General features: G+C 60.0%; 19 protein-coding genes and 1 riboswitch. Of the genes, 9 read left to right on the top strand and 10 right to left on the bottom strand.

The genetic code is table 11. The features are described 5' to 3' along the window. Positions 1-273: 273 nt before the first annotated feature. Positions 274-360, top strand: a riboswitch (cyclic di-GMP riboswitch). 91 nt (positions 361-451) lie between these two features. The 3 genes from LRL22_RS19920 to LRL22_RS19930 all read left to right on the top strand — a co-directional run bounded on the left by LRL22_RS19920 (position 452) and on the right by LRL22_RS19930 (position 5,134). Then, positions 452-769: a fimbrial protein gene (locus LRL22_RS19920; RefSeq protein ID WP_158113604.1), complete on the top strand. Its 318-nt coding sequence runs from the start codon at positions 452-454 to the stop codon at positions 767-769. A 470-nt stretch (positions 770-1,239) separates the two neighbouring features. Next, complete coding sequence (locus LRL22_RS19925) at positions 1,240-3,999, top strand: collagenase (protein WP_270906202.1); 2,760 nt, start codon at positions 1,240-1,242, stop codon at positions 3,997-3,999. 187 nt (positions 4,000-4,186) lie between these two features. After that, positions 4,187-5,134: a SanA/YdcF family protein gene (locus LRL22_RS19930; RefSeq protein ID WP_270906203.1), complete on the top strand. Its 948-nt coding sequence runs from the start codon at positions 4,187-4,189 to the stop codon at positions 5,132-5,134. A gap of 84 nt (positions 5,135-5,218) precedes the next feature. On the opposite strand, the gene LRL22_RS19935 is transcribed toward LRL22_RS19930, so the two are convergent. The 3 genes from LRL22_RS19935 to LRL22_RS19945 all read right to left on the bottom strand — a co-directional run bounded on the left by LRL22_RS19935 (position 5,219) and on the right by LRL22_RS19945 (position 7,522). Next, on the bottom strand, positions 5,219-5,833 hold the full coding sequence (locus LRL22_RS19935) for a superoxide dismutase (protein WP_219265062.1): 615 nt from the start codon (positions 5,831-5,833) through the stop codon (positions 5,219-5,221). A gap of 17 nt (positions 5,834-5,850) precedes the next feature. Further along, positions 5,851-6,330 carry a tetratricopeptide repeat protein gene (locus LRL22_RS19940; protein WP_216952817.1) on the bottom strand — a complete coding sequence of 160 codons (480 nt, stop codon included), beginning with the start codon at positions 6,328-6,330 and terminating at the stop codon, positions 5,851-5,853. A 175-nt stretch (positions 6,331-6,505) separates the two neighbouring features. Next, on the bottom strand, positions 6,506-7,522 hold the full coding sequence (locus tag LRL22_RS19945; protein ID WP_005335957.1) for a chemotaxis protein: 1,017 nt from the start codon (positions 7,520-7,522) through the stop codon (positions 6,506-6,508). Between the two features lie 201 nt (positions 7,523-7,723). Here LRL22_RS19945 and LRL22_RS19950 point away from each other — a divergent pair, with 201 nt between their 5' ends. Beyond that, positions 7,724-8,443, top strand: a complete 720-nt coding sequence (locus LRL22_RS19950) for an SDR family NAD(P)-dependent oxidoreductase (RefSeq protein WP_270906204.1) — start codon at positions 7,724-7,726, stop codon at positions 8,441-8,443. On the opposite strand, the gene LRL22_RS19955 is transcribed toward LRL22_RS19950, so the two are convergent. Then, positions 8,430-10,496, bottom strand: coding sequence for a tRNA(Met) cytidine acetyltransferase TmcA (locus tag LRL22_RS19955; RefSeq protein WP_270906205.1), 2,067 nt, complete (start codon positions 10,494-10,496; stop codon positions 8,430-8,432). The two genes, LRL22_RS19950 and LRL22_RS19955, sit on opposite strands and share 14 nt — an antisense overlap. After that, positions 10,493-10,804 carry an HlyU family transcriptional regulator gene (locus LRL22_RS19960; RefSeq protein WP_042081878.1) on the bottom strand — a complete coding sequence of 104 codons (312 nt, stop codon included), beginning with the start codon at positions 10,802-10,804 and terminating at the stop codon, positions 10,493-10,495. The genes LRL22_RS19955 and LRL22_RS19960 overlap by 4 nt, the downstream gene beginning before the upstream one ends. A gap of 136 nt (positions 10,805-10,940) precedes the next feature. Between LRL22_RS19960 and LRL22_RS19965 the strand changes: the two genes are divergently transcribed. The 4 genes from LRL22_RS19965 (at position 10,941) to LRL22_RS19980 (ending at position 14,632) form a co-directional block, all read left to right on the top strand. Continuing rightward, positions 10,941-11,147, top strand: coding sequence for a bacterioferritin-associated ferredoxin (locus tag LRL22_RS19965; RefSeq protein ID WP_005335965.1), 207 nt, complete (start codon positions 10,941-10,943; stop codon positions 11,145-11,147). 144 nt (positions 11,148-11,291) lie between these two features. Then, complete coding sequence (bfr, locus tag LRL22_RS19970) at positions 11,292-11,771, top strand: bacterioferritin (RefSeq protein WP_270906206.1); 480 nt, start codon at positions 11,292-11,294, stop codon at positions 11,769-11,771. Between the two features lie 202 nt (positions 11,772-11,973). Then, positions 11,974-14,085, top strand: coding sequence for a DUF885 domain-containing protein (locus LRL22_RS19975; protein WP_270906207.1), 2,112 nt, complete (start codon positions 11,974-11,976; stop codon positions 14,083-14,085). A gap of 88 nt (positions 14,086-14,173) precedes the next feature. Continuing rightward, positions 14,174-14,632 (top strand): methylglyoxal synthase, encoded by a 459-nt coding sequence (locus tag LRL22_RS19980; RefSeq protein WP_005363178.1) that lies wholly within the window; start codon positions 14,174-14,176, stop codon positions 14,630-14,632. 88 nt (positions 14,633-14,720) lie between these two features. Here LRL22_RS19980 and LRL22_RS19985 read toward each other — a convergent pair whose 3' ends face one another. Together LRL22_RS19985 and LRL22_RS19990 are read right to left on the bottom strand one after the other, a co-directional pair. Beyond that, complete coding sequence (locus LRL22_RS19985; RefSeq protein WP_270906208.1) at positions 14,721-15,872, bottom strand: iron-containing alcohol dehydrogenase; 1,152 nt, start codon at positions 15,870-15,872, stop codon at positions 14,721-14,723. Positions 15,873-16,015: 143 nt separating this feature from the next. Next, on the bottom strand, positions 16,016-16,471 hold the full coding sequence (locus LRL22_RS19990; protein WP_019446593.1) for a hypothetical protein: 456 nt from the start codon (positions 16,469-16,471) through the stop codon (positions 16,016-16,018). Positions 16,472-16,944: 473 nt separating this feature from the next. Here LRL22_RS19990 and LRL22_RS19995 point away from each other — a divergent pair, with 473 nt between their 5' ends. Further along, positions 16,945-18,417, top strand: coding sequence for a C69 family dipeptidase (locus LRL22_RS19995; protein WP_270906209.1), 1,473 nt, complete (start codon positions 16,945-16,947; stop codon positions 18,415-18,417). Between the two features lie 60 nt (positions 18,418-18,477). Here LRL22_RS19995 and LRL22_RS20000 read toward each other — a convergent pair whose 3' ends face one another. Genes LRL22_RS20000 through LRL22_RS20010 form a run of 3 tightly spaced genes read right to left on the bottom strand, consistent with a single transcriptional unit; the run spans position 18,478 to position 20,080 of the window. Then, positions 18,478-19,224 carry an SDR family oxidoreductase gene (locus LRL22_RS20000; RefSeq protein WP_270906210.1) on the bottom strand — a complete coding sequence of 249 codons (747 nt, stop codon included), beginning with the start codon at positions 19,222-19,224 and terminating at the stop codon, positions 18,478-18,480. Positions 19,225-19,281: 57 nt separating this feature from the next. Continuing rightward, positions 19,282-19,527: a DUF3624 domain-containing protein gene (locus tag LRL22_RS20005; protein ID WP_270906211.1), complete on the bottom strand. Its 246-nt coding sequence runs from the start codon at positions 19,525-19,527 to the stop codon at positions 19,282-19,284. A 31-nt stretch (positions 19,528-19,558) separates the two neighbouring features. Next, entirely contained in the window at positions 19,559-20,080 is a 522-nt protein-coding gene (locus LRL22_RS20010) for a GNAT family N-acetyltransferase (protein ID WP_270906212.1), read from the bottom strand. Positions 20,081-20,212 lie beyond the last annotated feature (132 nt).

The raw sequence follows: 20,212 nt of genomic DNA on the forward strand, positions 1-20,212 counted from the left end.
AGGTAATCAGGTAATCAGGTAATCAGGTAATCAGGTAATCAGGTAATCAGGTAATCAAATTATTGGCAGCCCTTACATAAATATACATCTACTACATTGCATATTAATCATAGATATGGCGCGCTAATATAGATGCTTGTCCGCAATATTCACAGGCAAGATTTGAGATAAAAAAATAAATATACGTTATTAATTATGCAGACTAACTGTGATCCATCTCTCATGATTTTTAAGCCGATTGATTTCTCAAAGTGGAGTGTTATCATCTAGACATAGAGTAAAGGGCAAACCGATCGAAAGGTCGGGACGCAAAGCCACCGGTCTAAGGGTTTTGATACCTAAGACAGCGGAGCTGCCATCTGAGAAGAGTGATGTTATTGCCGATTTATGGCATTACTCTTTGATTGCGTTGCCCTTTTCGTACAACACCTGTGACGAAAAGGACATATATATGAAAGCTCAACACACCGCCTACCGTTTAGTTCGCAAGACTGTTCTCTCTGTATTCACTTCCTTGCTGCTTGGTTCCGCCTTGATGCCATCCACTGCTTCTGCAGCTGATGGCTCAGTGACGTTTACTGGCACTATCTACGAATCTCCATGTGATTTTTCTGACAGCAGCGTGACCTGCTATTCAGGCATGAACAAGCAAACCATGCCTTTGGCTCACTTGCAGCAAGCCGGTCAAATCAGCTCAATTAGCAGCACTATCAGCTACAAAGTGACCAATGCCAACAACATGGCGATCGTGACTGTCAGCTATCTCTGATGACTCATCTGTAGTGACGCTGAAATTGGCGCGAAACAGATGAGCAGGTGGTGTTGAAAGCAACTCTTATCAGGTCGCCTGTGCTACCCATACAGGCGGCCAATATCTTTTCATCCCACCTCCTCACGAACAAATAGCTGGCTTTGCTGATTGAGTCACAAGCCATCATGTGCCCAGATAATGTGGCTTAAGCCATAGGAAAATCTCGCTTTTCCTGGTCATTTGCTACATGTCTCGTGTTGATTAAAGGAGATCTGACTCTCACTTTACACAACTAACAACTTCTTCAATAAAGTCGCATGTGAGCCCTCACTACGGCAGTAGGAGTTCAAAAACAGCAAGCATATAAATCAACACTATGCCATTGATTTATATGTCATTTAAAAAATCATTGATATTCTTTTGAGTCCCTGTAAATTGCCTTGCGATTACTCGCAAGACAATACACAAACAACAACAAAGGGATAAAAATGAACCGTTCAGGTACCGGGTGGCTGCTGCTGGCAGGCCCCCTGCTTTTGGCTACATCCTCGGCGCAAGCCAACTACTCCCCCAATGACTGGCGACAGTATCAGCTGACTGGCGAATCGAGCCGGCAACTGGCCGCTCGCATCACCGAGATCACCTACGAGCTCAAGGCGCGCAGCAGCAACGCCCCCTATCAGCAGCTCAGGGTCTACCGTCGCTTCGACTGGCAGAGCAGCGCTCTCGCCGCACTGGCCGAGCAACAGTGTGGCGAGCCGCAGCTCAAGGTAGATGCGGGCTGGCAGATCCGCTTCGTGCGCTGTGAAGATCGGATTCCGGCGGGCAAGCTGATCCCGGCCAGCAGTTATGACTTTGGTTATGGCCTCAAGCAGGGTCGCTGGGAGCAACTGGCGGGCACGCCGACCGCCCAACGGCAGGATCGCCTGCCACTGCCACAAGCCATCATCCTGGGTCAGAGCGAAAGGGAGCTGGATCGCTTCGAACTCAACGCACAAGGCCGCTGCACCGAGTCGGAGTGGCACTATCAGCCGCAGGATTGGCAGCAGTTGCAGGTACTTGAAGAGACCCCGAGCGAGCGGGATGGCCGGTTGGAGCAGATCTTTTTCCGTCTGCAACCGGTGGCAGGCAGTCAGGCAGCCGCTCAGGTCAGCGAGCTCCATGTCTGGCGTCGTTATCAGTGGCAGCTGGATCAGCTCACGCCTCAGCAGGAGTGTGATGAGCCGCAGGAGCGCAAGGAGGGGAGCAACACCATCCGCTATCGCATCTGTCGTCAGGTGATCCCCGCTGGCAGCGAGGTTCAGGTAACGTTGCAAGATAGCGGCTACCAATACCCGGTCGCCGGCGGCGAGTGGCAGCCCCTGCCAGAGAGCAAAGAGTGGCAGGAGAGTCGGGTGCTCAATCGCCCCATCGTGCTGGCCAGCAAGGAGGAGCAGCTGGAGTGCCGCCGCGCCAACGGTCGTCTCTGCTCCGAGCCAGAGCAGCCCGATGTGGATCTGCTCGACAGCGATGCCGCCAAACTGGTGGCCGACGTGAGCGGCCAGAACAGCCCTGCCTGGCAGGCGGATTACGGCCACGATGACGCCAAGCTGATGGCGGTGGTTCGCGGCATGCGTGCCCTGCTGGCGGCCAACCAGCCGACCCATCCGGCAATGGACAAGCTGCTCTACTATGTGCGCGCCCACAACTACCACGGCGGCGTTGGCAAAGAGAGTGATCAGGCCGCCCGGGCTCTGGCCGGGGTAATGATTGATCTGCTCAACCACCCCCTGTTGCTGGGTGCCGAACCACAGGATCAGGCTGGCACAGTGCTGGAAGCCTGGAGCGTAGCGGCGCAAGGACAACTTGGGCAAGCCGCCTTCCGCCAGAGTGCCGCCCCCATGCTGGCCCAGCTCAACCAGGCGCTCGGCTATGCGGTGCAACATGCGGCACAGATCAATGGCCACAAACCCTGGGCCGATGGCCTGTTCGAGCTGCTCAATCTGGTCGATCAGAGCGCCTCTTACGGTCAGCAGGCAGACTTCAGCGCAGCTGTGCTGCAACAGGAGGCGGCATTGCGCCAGAGCCTGCTGCAACTGGGCCTGAGCGAGCTGGCCCTCTGGAAACAGCGCGATGGCTCACGGGATCTGTTTATCTTCAACAACATCCTCGATGCCCATAGCCGTCTCTACCAGATGATGCGCTACCTCCATCACACCAGCCCGGATAAGGCGATCGCCTACCGCCAACAACTGGATCGCGATGTCATCGCCATCATGCGCCAGCAGGGGCTGATCCCGGGCGGACAGCATCCGGCTGCCATGTTGGAAGAGGTATCCCTGACCCTCTCCAGCTACTACCTCACCTACACGGATCGCACCAGCGAGGCTTGTGTCAGCGGCGAGTTTGCCGGGCTTTGCACACCGATCCGCATGGAAGATATTCTGCCGTTCGAGCACACCTGCTCGCCCACCCTGCGTCTGCGCGCCCAGGATCTGACCCAGGCTCAGGCCGAAGGGATCTGCCGCGAGCTGGGTGACGAGGAGCAGCGCTTCCACCAGCAGATGGAGACAGGCTGGCAACCGGTGGCCGATGATCACAACGAGGCGCTGGAGCTGGTGATCTTCAACTCCTCCGCCGACTGGGGCCGCTACGGCAGCGCGCTGTTTGGTGTCTCCACCGACAATGGCGGCATCTATATCGAGGGGGATCCGGCTCGCCCCGGCAATCAGGCCCGCTTCTTCGCCTATGAGGCGGAGTGGAAACGCCCTGCCTTCCAGGTGTGGAACCTGCGCCACGAGTACGTTCACTATCTGGATGGGCGCTTCAACCAGTACGGCAGTTTCGGCCACTATCCGCTCAACCGCACCACCTGGTGGGCCGAGGGGATTGCAGAGTACATCGCCCACGGCCAGTGCTTTGCCCGGGGTCTGGATAACGTGGCAAACCGCCCCGCCAACCAGCGCCCGACACTGGCGGCGATCCTCCACCTTGACTACGACCAGGGTGGCGAGATGGTCTACTCCTGGTCCTATACCGTGCACCGTTTCCTCAACGATACCGGTCGCGGCGCCAGCTGGCTGGCGCTGGCACAGGCGCTGCGCAATCCGGATCGACAGCAGGCGATGAGCGACTTCGAAGGGGAGCTGGACCGGCTGATCGCCAACGACAGCGACGCCTATCAGGCGTGGCTCGCCCGGGATCTGCTGCCCTGGTGGCAAGCCAACAAGGAGTCAGACGCCTGCAAGGGTAACGACTCCGCCCACTGATAGACCTTCACCTAACCGAGGGGCTGCCGCCGCAGCCCCTCGCTTTATCCTCCCGCTCTCCCGGCCTCTGCTGCGACAACCTCTGCCCGAATGAGGTGCCCGCCCGTTATCAAGCCTGACGCCAGCGGCCGAGTTGTAATAGAATGCCGATAGCCACTCCCAACTTCAGACCCTGACCGCACCGCGCATGAAGAAGTTTGCCAAGATCCTCCTCGCCTGCCTCGTTTTGCTGCTGGCCCTGATTGCCATGCTGCTGGGCTACAGCGAGTGGATCGTCTCGGATGCCCGTCACTACACCTACGATCGGGTGGACAAGGTGCCCTACAACCGGGTTGCGGTGGTGCTGGGTACCTCCAAATATCTCTCCGGTGGCGGCCCCAACCACTACTTCAAATACCGCATCAAGGCGGCGGCCGAGCTCTACAACAATGCCAAGGTGGACTTCATCATCGTCTCCGGTGACAACGCCACCGTGCAGTATAACGAGCCGCGCCAGATGCGCCGCGCCCTGATCAAGGCGGGCATCCCCGCCTCCGCCATCTATATGGATTTCGCCGGATTCCGCACCCTCGACTCAGTGGTTCGCGCCAAAGAGGTGTTCGGCCAGGAGCGCTTTACCGTTGTCTCCCAGGGCTTTCATAACGAGCGGGCCATTTTCATCGCCCGCCATTTCGGTATCGATGCGGTCGGCTTCAATGCCGAGGATCCCAGCGCCTATCAGGGGATCCGCACCCGGGTGCGGGAAGTCTTTGCCCGCCTGATGGGGCTGCTCGACCTCTATGTACTGGACAAGGGGCCCAAGTTCCTCGGGGCACCGGTCCCCATCGGTCTGCCTGTGCCTTGCCAGTCACTGAGCACCATCGGCAGCCTGCAACCCTGCCTAAAACAACCCAAACCGGCGGTGGATGAGGCCAAGCCAGCGGCAGCTTCTGCCGCGGTTGCCACCGAGTCGGCTACTCCATCTGCCTCGGCCGCGACTGAACAAGTCACGCTAGCTTTATCCGCTGCGGCAACGACTGAGCCAGTCACTCCCGCCAAACCCGCGGCACAAACCACCGCCGAGATGCCCAGCGCTGCCTTGCCCACATTGCCGATGACCCCTTCAGCCGCCAGCGTCAGCACTGCCACACCATAAACAGACGACCCGCCAACTGGCGGGTCTTGTTATTACAGCGCGGGTTGTGGCGGCTGTACTGCAAACCAATTCCCAGCGACCAAGTCAGCCTCGCACCGCCTGATAGCGGCGGGCCACTTCGGCCCAATCCACCACCTGATAGAAGGCTGCGATATAGTCAGGACGCTTGTTCTGGTACTTGAGATAGTAGGCGTGCTCCCACACATCCAGCCCCAGGATCGGGGTATGGCCATGCATCAGGGGACTATCCTGGTTGGCACTGCTCTCCACCTGCAATCTGCCAGCCTTGTCCACCACCAGCCAGGCCCAGCCGCTACCAAAGCGGCTCAGGGCCGCCTGAGTGAAGGCCTGCTTGAAGGCATCGAATCCCCCCAATTCCCGCTCGATGGCCAGAGCCAGCTCACCACCCGGCTCACCGCCCCCCTGCGGGCTCATCACCAGCCAGAACAGGGAGTGGTTGGCATGGCCGCCACCATGGTTGCGGACCGCCCCCTGCAGGGCGGTTGGCAGGGTGTCGAAGCGGCGCAGCAGATCCTCAACCGGCATTGCGGCCAGCTCTGGCACCCCTTCCAGCGCGGCGTTGAGGTTGTTGATATAGGTCTGGTGATGACGGCTATGGTGGATCTCCATGGTCAGTGCATCGATATGGGGTTCCAGTGCGCCGTAGGCATAGTTCAGGGCTGGCAGGGTATGGCTCATGATGACCTCTGTTCGGATTAATGGAGCCGGGATGGGGGCTCGCTCTGACACAGGCAGTGACCGAGCGAACGCATGATCCCGGCGTGGCTGCCGTGGCGCTGTACGAACGTCAGCAACTCGGCACGGGTTGTACGGGTATGGCGCAACGCGGCTTCTCGCAGGCGAGAGGAGCAAGCGGGGGAGTGACAGGTCGCCAGCAGGCAGTCGTGCACATAGCAGAGCAGGTCGGCGGCGCGATCGGGCAGAGTCATGGCCACCAGCAGATCCGCCAGATTGTGGTGAGCCACAACCAGCGCAGCCACCGCCTCATCGGCGTCATGCCACTGCACCAATTGCTGACGAGCCAGCCAGAGCGCCTGCTGATAATGGGCCAGCGCCTGATGATACTCGCCGCAGTCAAACAGCCGGTTGCCCTCTCGGGTCTGCTGTTTCCAGTGACTCATGCTGCTGCCACCTTCGGTCGACTCGACCCACCCCTTCACCCAGGTTGCTGTCATATGCTTCACACCAACAAATGATAATAATTATCATTACATAAATCGTATCCGGGAGACAAGGGGCGTCTGGAATCGCAGCAAACAGCCAAAACAGCGCGGCCACCCCTTGGCAAGGAGTGGCCGCTTGAGGCACTGGTCAGTGAATTCGACCGGCCAATGGCAAGTTAATGGCAGGTCAGATGTTGTTGGCGGGCGAGGGTGGGGCAATCCCCAGAAGCATATGATCCATCATCCCCACCATGCGCCCTATCTCGGGCTTGGTGATGGTATCGTTGGCCCCCAGTTGCAGTGCTTTCTGGCGGTTATCATCGCTCATCAGGGAGGAGAACATCACGATGGGCATCTCCTTGTAGGAGGGGGTGTCCCGCAGCCGCTTGAGCAGGTGCATGCCATCCATGCGCGGCATCTCCACATCGGTGATCACCGCATTGACGAAGCCGGTCACCGGCATTCTCTCCTCCTGGGCCAGACGATCGAAATCCGTCATCATCTCCAGCCCCTCTCCCCCGTCCTTGGCCGTGATCACGTTGTAACCGGCGGTGCGCAGGGTGGTCTCGATCATCTTGCGGATAAAGGCCGAGTCGTCCACCACCAGAATGGTTTTGCCCTGGCGCAGCGCCATCATGCGATCGTCAATGAGCACCTTGCGATCTTGGGTGACGTCGTACTTCTCCATGCTGAGCTCGGGGTTGATGTCGGCGATGATCTTCTCGAAATCGAGGATCATGATGAGGTTGCCATCGCGCCTGACCACGGCCACCACGCAGTCGTTCTCCCCCGCCTCCAGAAACTGGCTGGGGGACTCCACATCCTCCCAGGAGACCCGGTGGATCCTGCTGACACTGTCGATCAGAAAACCGTTGGCCATCTTGTTGAAGTCGGTGACGATCACCACCTTGTGGCTGGGGTCAGGGTTGGTCTTGATGCCGAGCCAGCCCGCCAGATCCACCAGCGGGATCAGCCGATCCCGCAGGGAGAAGACCCCCACCATATGGCGCTGGGCATTGGGGTAATCTGTGGTTTCCGGCACCCGGATCACCTCGCGCACCTTGGCGACGTTGATCCCGTAATAAGCGGTTTTTTCACGGCCGTCCGGTAGCTGCTTCTTGAGGTGAAACTCGATGATCTCAAGCTCGTTGGTGCCACTTTCGGTCAGGATAGATTTACGCTCTTCCCCATCTTTGGACATCATGGTGACTCTCATTCTGGTTGCGCGGGCAGCAGACCGCTGCGGTTTTCCCTCAGTATAGGAATGGAATTCACCCAGTGGCTCGGATCTCGGCAAGATTGCAGCCTTAACCGCTTGATCCCGCAGGCTGGCACGATCGTATCTGCCAATCAGGACAACATTGGCAGATGGAGAAATCCATCATGTACTCACAAGGAGCCTGAGATGAGTGAAGGCATAGTCGTGATTGGCGCTTCTGGCGGTATCGGGGTGGCTCTGGTGACACACTGGTTGGCGGCGGGGGTCGGGCCAGTGATTGCCATCAGCCGTCAGCCCGCACCTGCTGGCCTCTCATCACCGGGTCTGCACTGGCTATGTTGTGATTACAGCGATGAGCAGATGACAGAAGTGGTGGCGCGCATCGCGGAAGTGGTGCCGAGACCGCACAGGGTGGTGATCTGCAATGGCATCCTGCATCAGGGGGAGATCCAGCCAGAGAAGCGACTAGAAGCAATCAATCTCGATGCCATGACCCGCTTCTACCAGACCAATGCCTTGCTGCCGCTGCGCTGGATCAGCCAGTTGTTACCGCTGTTTGGCCGCGAGCCTTGCACCTTGGCCGTTCTCAGCGCTCGGGTCGGCAGCATTGGCGACAACCGAGCAGGCGGCTGGTATGGCTATCGCGCATCCAAAGCAGCCCTCAACATGCTGCTCAAGTGTGCCGCCATCGAGCTGGCCCGGCGGGCCCCCGGCGTCAAATTGCTGGCCTTCCATCCCGGCACAGTGGATACCCAACTATCCCGCCCGTTTCACGCCAATGTACCGGCGGGAAATGTGCAGAGTCCCGAGCTGGTAGCCGAGCATCTTGTGCAGTTGATGAACCGGCTGCAACCGGATGGTGAACTAAGCTTTCTCGACTGGCAGGGCAAACCTATCGAGTGGTAGGGGAACTCAAGAGACGCGCCAGCAGCGCCCGCAACCTCTTGATCACGGCGGGCTTGCCCGCCAGTTGCAACCTCGCGGCCAGCATTCCCCAATCGGCATATTGCCAGATGGTAGCGATCAGCAGATAACGCTCGTCAGGAGTCAGCGAAGCCAGCACATCCAGATTGCGCGCCAGCCACAACTGCAGGCTCGACTGGCTCAGTTCAAACGGCTTGTGATGCAGGGCAAAGCACTCAACCTCATCACGCTCGAACTCGCCAAGCTCAGCCGCGGTGACGGTGCTGCCTTGCAAACATTGCCATACCAACTCGGGATCCAATCCTTTCAGTTCACCCGCCAGCAAGGTCGGCAGCTGGCGAATGAAACGCTGCTGCCACTGATCCAGCTCGGGCTCATGCTCGGGTTTCAGCCCCTTTAGCAGCAGGGCTGCGTGGCAGCCGCTGGCGGCATCCCGTTGCAGGCCGATGCGCAGCACCTCCAGCCCTGCCTTGCGCCAGAAAGGGAGCAGGTCGGCGCTGGCCGAAAAGGCCGAGCCGAGGTAGTCGATGCCAATCTGACGATAGTGCTCCTCAAGCTTGCCAAGCAGCAGCGAACCCAGTCCGTGCCGGTGCAGCTCGGGGTGGATGGCGATACGCATCACCCGGGCGTAGCTGCGCCCCCCCGCCGTTTTAAAACCAGCGTGGGCCAGCAGCGACTGGGGCAGCAGATGGCCGCGCGGACGGCGGCGACCGGCCCAGATCTCCTCGGCCAGTTCGGGCTCTATCTCCCCTTCCCGCGCCACCAAGGACACCCCCAGCAGGCTCTCGTCCTGCTCCAGCAGATGGATATCGAGATCCGGGCTCTCCAGCAGGGATCTGAGATCGCTCGGCGTAGTCTGGTAGTGAGCCAGCACCAGCAAGCCGAACAGCTGGTTGAGCAACGACTCGTCGCTCTCCAGCGCCTCCTGACTGACCAGACGCCAGCTCGGGTTGGTCGGCGACATAGGCGCCGCCACTTCGGCATTGAGGCCGAGCAGGCGGAAAATCAGCGGCTCCAGCGGATCGCGCTCACTCCAGCGAATGGGTTCACCTAGGTGGATCTCCTGCCAATCCGGGGTCTGGCTATCAAGCACCCGCTTGAAGCGCAGGTGAAAACCGCGCCCCGTCCCCTCGTAACCATGCTCGGTGGTGGCAAACACGATGCGGCTGTGGCGGGCCAGCATGGCCTCGAGCAACGGGGTCGGAATGGCGGCCGCTTCATCCACCAGCAGCAGATCGGGATTCATCGCCTCGTGCACCAGCCGATCCGGCGAACAGTAGCTCAGCCCGGCCAGTTGGTCCGGCGTGGTCTCTAGCCCGCAAGCGGCGTGGGCAAACAGGGTCGCCACCGTTGCCTGCGAGGGGGCCGTCACCACTATGTTCAGCGAGGGTTGCTGGCGCAGCAGCTCGGCGGCAGCCAGGCCCAGCAGCGCACTCTTGCCACGGCCACGATCGGCGCTCAGCACCAGCGGCCGACGACGATGGCCGTGCAACACCTTGTGTATAGCGGGCAGTGCCCGTGTCTGATCGCTGCTCAGCCTGCGCTCCGGCCCAATCGGTTGCCACGGCTGCGAGCAAACCGGCGGATCCAGAGAGAGGGCAGGATCACCTTCCAGCAACCGTACCAGCCGGGCGATAAAGCCGTGGCCGGCCCGGCCCGCCTCCTCCGGCTGGGCCACCAGCCGGATCCGGTCAGGATCCGGCCATAAAGGCCACTCTACTCTGGGCGGCGTCAGCAGCAACAGCAAGCCACCGGCGCATAGAGTGCCCGCCAGCGCCCCGAAGGCGTCGGGATGAAAGCCGCTGAAGGCGTTGAACACCAGCGTGTCGCACTCCTGACCGAGCCGCTGTAGCGCCTTGGCGGCGGGTTGCGGGGCATAACTCTCGGGCCCGGCACCCAGCCAAAAGACGGTCTCGCCGAGCAGGGATTGGGCGCGGGCAATGCACTCGGCCTCCTCCCCCTCCAGCCAGATCAGGCGCCGCTCACCGGCGCGGGCCAGCGCCTCGCGCAGCAGGGTGACCTCTTGCAGTGTCATGAAGCTTGGCTGTCAGCCGATTTGCGGGGCTCGAACATGCGATCTCCCATCTGATCGATAAAGGTGTGGGCCTTCTGCACCATGAAACGCTCGGCATCGGCCGGATTGGCAAACAGATCGGAGCGGATGAAACGGTGGGTTTGCAGCACGCCGTCCAGCTCCTTGGTGATGCGGCCCGCCAGCCGATACTGGCCACCTTCTGCCATGGGCTCCGGATAGATGAGATAGCCGGCATATTCGGTGGGAGTGACTTCCGGCGCCTTGGTCGGCTCGCCCCCGAACAGGGCGCTGAACAGTTTCTTGAGCATGGTGATCTCCTCTGGTTGCCAGCATTGTCCCCAAGGGGTTGCACAGTGGCAAGCAGGGGATCTTATTACCAATGGTTATTTGCACTACGAACCATTATCATTTAGATTTCATCTCATTCCACAAGAGGTGACCATCATGTACGTCTGTTTGTGCCGCGGCATCACAGATACCCAGATCCGCAAAGCGGTTCAGTCAGGTAAAAGCGAATTCCGCCAGCTCAAGCAGTCGCTCGAGGTGGGCGCCCAGTGTGGAAAATGCGTGCGCATGACCATGGAGATCATCGCCGCCGAGCTCGACAAGATGGAGCAGGAGCAACCCGTGCTCTACTACGAAGTGGCCTGATCCGGATACCTCTTTTCTGATGCGACCCGCCAACAGGGTCACCCCTTTTCTCAGGCGAGCTGGCTCGCCAGACCTCTTGTTGTCACTTTTCTGGACTAAGCTCTAACGATCGGAGCCTCAGGCACGAACCAAGGAGCACTGTCGATGAAAGGAGATCCCAAGATCATTGCCCACCTCAACAAGGTGCTGGCCAATGAGCTGATTGCCATCAACCAATACTTCCTGCACGCCCGCATCTACGATGACTGGGGCCTCAAGGCGCTAGGGCACAAGGAGTATCACGAGTCCATTGATGAGATGAAACACGCCGACGAGCTGGTCAAGCGCGTGCTGTTTCTCGAAGGGCTGCCCAATTTGCAGGATCTGGGCAAGCTGCGTATCGGCGAGACCGTCGAAGAGATGCTGCGCTGCGACCTGTCTCTGGAGATGGATGCCATCCCAGACCTCAAGGTAGCCATCGCCTATGCCGAGTCGGTGCAAGACTACATCAGCCGCGACCTGTTCCAGGAGATCCTGGAGGATGAGGAGGAGCATGTGGACTGGCTGGAGACCCAGCTAGACCTTATCGATCGCATCGGGCTGGAGAACTACCAGCATTCGCAACTGCACCACGGTTCATCCTGAATAGTTATGGCATGAAAAAACGATTAAAAAACCCGCTCAGGCGGGTTTTTTAATGTCTGGCTGCATAGCTTTTCACACCACTTATCAGCATGAAAAATAAGCGTATTTTTGCTATTCAGATCGCAAAAACAGACGCTTGGGAGTTGCACTATTGAGGCCCCTCACAGGGACATACAATAACAACATGTGAAAGGACTACATCATGCACTTCCTACCCAACAAGCTCGCGCTAGCCTGCGCCATTGCCCTGTCTCTTGCCGCCTGCAATGACAACAGCTCGAACGTACCGGCAGATCCTGCAGCCACCAAAGCATCCCTGATGCAGACCATGGATGAAGCCCTGCGCGAAAGCCAGTCGCTCGACCCCTACGGTTTTGCCATCGATGCCACCAGCATCGCCAAGCGCAAAGCACTCGACAGTTCACTGCTCCAACGACTGAATGCTCTGGATCCTACAGTGCTAAGTGAGCGGGATCGGCTGTTCTACGACATGATCCGCTGGGACTTGCAGATCAATCTTGAAGGATACGATTTACCCCAATCCCAGATCCCGATCCATCACTTCCGCAACCGCGTGGTGGATCTGGCAGATGACGTCGGAGCAGCCCCTGCCAGCGGCAAAGCGGCTCGCACCGTCAGCGGTGACTTCGACTATTTCGAGCACAGCTCGGCCGACAGGGTCACGCCGGGTGATGGCGCATGGCGACGGGATCTCGACCGCACAGACACAACTCCGGCACTTGCAATGGCAACTCGAGCAAAGACAACAATGACCCAGCTGGCCTGGTATCAGGAACACCTCACCTGGCTCAAGGCCTATGATGTCTATCTTGCCGAGGTAAAACACCAGTTCGAGCTGGCCAGTGTTCAGGGCAACACCTTGCCTGATGAGCTGGTAGACCGGCTGCTGGCCCAGCTCAACAGCAAGCTGGATGGGGAGGCGATCGCCAGCTCCTACCTCGGCTGGCAGCAGTTGCCGGGGGATGCAGATGCCACACTGCGAGCAGACTACAAAGCCGTGTTGGACAGCATCAACAGCCGTTATCTGGCGCTGCGCGACTATCTGGATTACCAGCATGGCGGCGCCTATGCAGTGCGCTTGGGTAGTGGCGAGTGTGACGACGGTTTCTGTGGCATGACCAACGGGCGAGACTGGTATCGCTGGCTGCTGAAGAAGCACACCACCACCAATATGACACCCGAGCAGGTACATGAGCTGGGATTGAGCGAGGTAGAGCGGATCTTCGCTGCAATGGTCAAGGTATGCCATTCCGTCGGCAAGTGTGACAGCGACGACGTGAGCCAGAGCAAGCAGAGCGGCCAGATCTACGCCTTCTTCCGCTATCTGAACGAGCCGGCCTTCTTCTATCAGAACCCGCTAGAGGTCTGGTCCGCCGGCCTCAACCCAGACAATGCAGCCGAGGCGACGTTGAGCGGGCCACAGCAGCAGGCGCTGGCCGAACACGAGCGGGCACTGCAGGAGTACAACGTCTTCAAGAGCAAAGCAGCACTGGTGCTGCCAGACTTCTTCGATGCCGAACGTACCATTCCCAAACTGGATTACGAGGTGGTGCCCGTCTCCTATGAAGATGCGCCATACGGCGGGGTGGCCTGGTATCAGGACGGCAACCCGCAGACCGGCCGCAAGGGGCAGTTCTTCCTCAACACATACTACCCCTATGGTCTGCAGAGCTGGAACATCAGCACCCTGCTGGCCCACGAGGCGGCGCCGGGTCACCACTTCCAGATCACCATCGCCCAGGAGCTGGCCGCCAAGGACCCCGACTTCCCGCAGTACGTGGCTAACGCCTCCTACACCGCCTATGCGGAGGGCTGGGCGCTCTACACCGAATACCTGGCGGATCACGACATGGGGCTCTATCAGGGACGGGGCCTCTATGATCCGGCGGTGGGAGACGTGAAGGTCGAGGGATCATCCGCCTTCAACAACCAGTTGCAATACTTCGGTCGCCTCAACGAGGAGATGCTCAGGGCGATGAGGCTGGTAGTGGATACCGGTATCCACTGGTATGGCTGGAGCCACGATCAGGCTGTCAACTACATGAAGGAGAACTCGGCGCTGGGGGCGGGGGACATCAGCTCCGAGGTGCCGCGCTACATGGCCTACACCGGTCAGGCGACCTCCTACAAGGCAGGCCAGCTGGCGCTAATCCGGATGCGGGAGTCGGCAGAGCAGGCACTGGGCGGAGGCTTTGACCTCAAGGAGTTCCACCACCATGTGCTGGAATACGGCATGTTGCCCATCTCGGTGCTGGAGCAGAAGAACAAGCAGTGGATTGAACAGTCGAAGTGATCACAGTTACGGCGCCCGGCAAGGCAACGGGCGCCGCTTTCGATTAGGATACGGCTCTCTTCCAATAACAATGCTACGGACGATTTCCATGGAACAGATTGCACGCGAGATGGCGCCCCACAAACGGGTGGCACTGGTGGCTCACGACAACATGAAGACCCCTCTGCTGAACTGGGTGATGCGCCGCAAGGAGGAGCTCAAGCTCCACCATCTCTATGCGACCGGCACCACCGGCACCATGCTCGGCAAGAAGGCGCAACTGCCCATCACCTGCCTCTTCTCCGGCCCCATGGGGGGCGACCAGCAGCTCGGCGCCCTGATCGCCGAAGGGAAGATCGATGTGCTGATCTTCTTCTGGGATCCCCTCAATGCGGTGCCGCACGATCCGGACGTGAAGGCGCTGCTGCGCCTCGCGGCAGTCTGGAACATCCCGGTCGCCACCAACGAGGCGACCGCCGATTTCATCATGGACAGCCCCCATATGCGGCAGGCGTTCAGCGTACAGATCCCGGATTACGCCGGTTATCTCAAGGCGCGCACCGAGTGATCGGCTAACCCGTGATGCAAGAGGGCCGCAACAAGCGGCCCCCTTTAATTGGGAAAATCATCAGCTAGGGAAACAAACCGGCGCCGACTTATAGCGCCCGGGCGAGAATGCGTGCCACCCGATCCGGGTCGATATCCTGCTGCTCACCGAGCGCGGTGCGCCCCACCCGCTTGAGGTTGGAGCAGACCGCCGGAATGCAGCTTTCGCTGAGGCCATAGTCGGCCAGCCGGGTACCCAATCCCATCTTCTGGAAGAACTGCTCGGTGCGGATGATCGCCTCTTCGATGCGCAGGGCCTTGTCCTCGCGGGTCGAATGCCACACCCGTTCGGCAAACTGAGCCAGCTTGTCCTGCTTCTGGCTCGCCCGCTCACGCAGCAGTGAGGGGAGCACCACCGCCAAGCTCTGGCCGTGATCAAGCCCGTAGATCGCCGTCAACTGATGGCCGATGGCGTGAGAGGCCCAATCCTGTGGCACCCCGCAACCGATAAGGCCGTTGAGCGCCAGACTGGCGGCCCACATCAGATTGGCCCGCACCTGATAGTTGGTCGGCTCCACCAGCGCCCTGGGGCCGTTCTCCACCAGCACCTGCAGCAAACCTTCCGCCAGCCGATCCTGTACCTCGCCTCCCACCGGAAAGGTGAGGTACTGCTCGGCAATATGGACGAAGGCGTCCACCACGCCATTGCCGGTCTGGCGCGGCGGCAGGCTGTAGGTGGTGGTCGGGTCGAGCACCGCAAATTGCGGCTGCACCAGCGGGCTTCTGAAGGAGACCTTCACATCCCCCCGGCTCACCACCGAGGTGGGATTGCTCTCGGAGCCGGTGGCTGGCAGGGTCAGCACGCAGCCCATCGGCAGCGCCTTGTGCACACTCGCCTGTTTACCGCAGATATCCCAGGGATCATCCCCCTCGTAGCAGGCGGCCGCCGCAACAAACTTGGTGCCATCCACTACCGAGCCGCCGCCGACGGCTAGCAAGAAGTCGATGCGCTCGCGCTTCACCTGCTCCACCGCCTCCATCAACAGCTCGTATCTGGGGTTGGCGCCGATGCCGGAAAACTCCTGCCACGTCACCCCTTCCAGCGCCTGGGTCAGCTGCTCATACACCCCGTTCTGCTTGATGCTGCCACCGCCGTAGAGCACCAGCAGCCGGCTGCCGGGCGGGATCAGTTCGGGCAGGCTGGCGATCTGCCCCTCGCCGAAACAGATACGGGTCGGATTGGCATATTGGAAGTTGTACACGGCGGACTCCTCGACTGGCTCAATGCGCGGACATTGTGCGCCTGTGGGGAGGTGAGGTCAAAAGAGGTGGCAGAAGCTTGCCCATCGGCGGTCGACACTGGCCCATCGGTGCCGACCGGGTAGATCTCAGAACAGCGGCAGGATCAGGCAGTTTTGGCCTCATCTTTGGATGAGCTCTTCTTGCCGGTCAGGCGATCCATCGCCTCCTTGAGCATCGCCTCTCGCTGTTCGTTGAGCGGCTTGCTCTGCTCCGCCCGCTCTTCCGGCGTCAGCTTCTTGTTATCGGCGATGGTCTTGAGCTTCTCTTCGATCTCGTTGAACTTCTTGCGATCGAAACCAAGCGCCTTGTCCACCAGCTGCTGCACCACGCCCCCCTTGTCGGAGCTCATATCCAGCGCCGGCGGCAGCTTGTTGTTCTTGGCCAGATGTTCGTAGGTCAGCACCTGCTGGGCTTGGCCGGTCATGCGCTGGGTGGAGAGGCTGACCATCTCCTCCCAGCCACCGCCCTGACCGCCGCTACTGGCACTGTTGAGGGTGGCGAGGGCGCGGTTGTTGGAGGCGCTCTGGGCAAGCTGCTGGCTGTAGGGTTTGATATCCATGGGGGCTCCAATTCAGTGCGCATCTGCGGCAATGGGCACAGGCTGATCCGGTCACATGGGGCGTCATGCCCCACTATTATTAATTAAACCAGCAAGTTACAGGCCAACTTGTCAGATAGTGCGAGATCCAGAGATATGGCGGATCTCACCACGTCTCCCACGCAAACTGGCGTCAGAATCATGACTCATCTGCTGCCAGCTCACGCTGTTTTGGCACATTTTGCCGTCCATGCGCCACGATGCCAGAGAAAAGTCAGGAACCGCAGCTCGATCACAAAATAAACAACCACTTGGGAATACAATTTTGGCGCACATCACAACCAGCCAGCCGTGTCATGGATGATCTGTTCGAAAAACCAATAACAGGCAGACCAATCTGTCGTGCTCACTCCGCTGCCAGTTCGGAGTTGCAGCCTCCCCACACCTCATCCCCTCGTCTGACTCTCACTCACCGCAACCCTTCGGGTACACCTATGAAAAAACACACCTTGAGTCTTCTCTCCGCCACCCTGCTCACCCTGCTTGGCACCAGTGCCGACGCCTGTACCGGCCTCATCGTCGGCAAGGGGGCCAGCGCCGACGGCAGCGTGATGATCGCCAGAAACGAGGATTTTGGCGTCAACAACTGGAACAAGTACCTCGCCTTCCGGCCCGCGCAGCAGAACGAGGGCAAACTCTGGAAACTGGGCAACGGGCTGGAAGTGCCGATGCCCAAGGCATTTTCCGCCTACTCCGCCATCCACGACTGGGATGCCACCACCAGCGACCCGGCAGGCAAATATTATGAAGAGCGCGGCATCAACGAGTTCAACGTCGCCATCTCGGCCACCACCAGTGCCGAGGTCAACGACAAGGCCCAGAAAGCCGATCCGCTGATCGAGAAGGGAGTGATTGAAGCCATCATCCCGACCCTGATCCTGCCGCAGGCCAAGACGGCCAAAGAGGGGGTCGAGCTGCTCGGCCGCTATGTGGAGCAATATGGCGCCGGTGAGGGCAACAGCCTCTATCTGGCAGATGTGAACGAAGCCTGGCTGATGGAGATCGGCTCCGGCCACCACTGGATCGCGGTGCGGGTGCCGGACGACAGCTACGCCATGGTGGCCAACGGCCTGCGCATCCACGGCGTCAATCTCGACAGCGCCGATGTGCTGCACTCGCCCAAGCTGCTGGAGTTCGTGCGCGAGCACAAACTGCTGGATAACGCCGACCCGAAAGATTTCAACTTCGCCAAGGCATTCGGAGTGATTGCCGACCCCTACAACGTGGATCGGGAGTGGCTCGGCCAGAACATGCTGACGGCCTCCCACAAACAGGCGACCCGGCAGGCGCAATATCCACTGTTTATGAAGCCGGATGCCCCCATCGCCGTGCCGGACGTGGCCAAGGTGCTGAGCGCCACCTATGACGGTACGCCGCTGGCGGGCAAGGCGGAGCGGCCGATCCGCGTCGATCGCCAGCTCGAATCCCACGTCATCCAGCTGCGCAAGGAGATGCCCAAAGAGCTGCAGGGGCTCATCTGGCAGAGTTACGGCGTGCTGGCCGAATCTGTGATGGTGCCACTCTACAACACCCTGGAAAACTATCCCCAGCCCTATCGCACCGGCAGCGACAGCTACTCCGATGATTCCGCCTACTGGCAGTTCCGCAGCCTGACCGCGCTGGCCAGCGCCGATCCGGACAAATACCTGCCGCTACTGCGCGGCGTCTGGAGCAAGGAGAGCAGCAAGCTTTACAAGGAGGTCGCCGTGCTCGACCAGAGCCTGAAGCAGGCCTACGCCAGCGACAAGGCTACCGCCATCGGGCTGGCTGCCGACTACTCCTATGGCCAGTTGGAGCAGACCTATCAGATGGCCAAAACGCTGCGCTACAAGCTGATGATGGATCTCACCAAGCGCAGCGAGAAGAAGTATTCGCCGGAGGAGTTCAAGAAGATCATGAGCCTGTGACCGGCTCGCCAACGCAAAGAGGCTCCCACAGGAGCCTCTTTGTTTCAACCAATGCAGCGATCAGCGACGGCTGATATTGAGCGGGCCGAAGGTCTGCGCCACCGGCATGATCTCGATGCTGTTGATGTTGACGTGGGCCGGTTGCTGGCTAACCCAGAGCACGGTATTGGCGATATCTTCCGGCTGGATCGCCTCCACCCCCTGATAGACGGAGGCCGCCTTGGCATCGTCACCGTGGAAGCGCACGTTGGAAAACTCGGTGCCGCCGCACAGGCCCGGCTCCACGTTGGTGACGCGGATGGCGGTACCCGCCAGATCGGCGCGCAGGTTGAGGCTGAACTGCTTCACGAACGCCTTGGTGGCGCCGTAGACGTTACCACCCGGATAGGGGTAGGTGCCCGCGATGGAGCCGATATTGATGACGTGACCGCGATTGCGCGCCACCATGCCCGGCAGCAGCAGGCGGGTGAGCAGGGTCAGACCGCTGATGTTGGTGGCGATCATCTGCTCCCAGTCTTCCAGATCCGCCTTGTGGGCCGGCTCCAGCCCCAGCGCCAGACCGGCGTTGTTGACCAGCAGATCCACCTCGCTCCACTCGGCTGGCAGAGCGGCGATGGCAGCGCGGGTGGCCGCCTTGTCTTGCACGTCGAACGCCAGCGGCAGGAACTGCGCACCCAGCTCGTCGGCCAGCGCCGCGAGCCGCTCGGTGCGGCGACCGGTACCGATCACCTTGTAGCCCGCATGCACCAGCTGGCGGCTGATGGACTCACCAAACCCGGACGAGGCGCCCGTTACCATTGCAATCATCTGAACCTCCATTATCTCAACCGATATTGTTATTTATGTTGTTGAAACCAATCTGATTTATTCATCGCTCAATTCACGTCCGGTCGCCTTGCGCCAGACAAATACCACCAGATGGAGCAGCAACAGGCCCGAGCCACCCAGCGCAAACAGCAGGCCGGTGAGGGAGTTGACCGAGGTGTCGGCGCCGCACCACCACCAGACCAGCCAGCCAATAAGGCCGATGACGAAGGTCTGGCCAGCGCAGACCGGACAGCGCCCCAGCTTGGCCCTGATGGCGGTGGCAAGACAGTTGTCGCAGCTCATCCTGCTCCTCGATTCTGCTCGTGCAACATGATCAGTTGGCCTGTGAAGATGGCTTGCGCGCCTGAAAGCGAGCCAGCCTGCGCCGCTCACGCTCCTCGTCGCTCACCAACGGCAGCACCAGCCGGTGGGCGTGCTGGTCGCGGCCATAGTAGTCCGCCAGCCGCTGCTGGGGACGAAATCCCAATCCCTGATAGAGCGCCAGCGCCTCTTCGTTGGCGTCCCCCACTTCGAGGCGAATCGCCCCCCAGCCAGCGGCCTTGCCCTCGCGGATCACCTGCTCCAGCAGGCGGCGGGCCCAGCCCAGACGGCGCACCGTCCAGCGGATAGCCAGCGCCTGAATGACCAGCCGATCCCAGCCTCTGTGCTCCAGCAGGCAGAGATAGCCCATCAGCTGATGTTTCTCGTCCAGCAGCAACAGGGTGCGCCCCTTGGCGTGGGCCAGCAGATAGTGCCAGCGGCTGCGGCCAAAGGCGACTTCGGGAGGAAAACAGTAGCGTTCCAGATTAACGATGGCGCCCAGATCATCGGTTCGGGCCGCACGTACGGTCAACACGGGGAGTCCTTGTTCGGTTATTTATCCTCAGCACCAAAAATGCGACTTGTATCACAAGTTACCAAGGCGTCATATTAGGCACTGTAACCTCTTGTTTCCCCTCGCGCCATTGTCGTGCTTGTCGGTGCATCG

It is taken from the genome of Aeromonas sp. PI_26 (assembly GCF_027854445.1).
In the GTDB taxonomy this organism is placed as follows: Bacteria; Pseudomonadota; Gammaproteobacteria; order Enterobacterales; family Aeromonadaceae; genus Aeromonas; species Aeromonas veronii.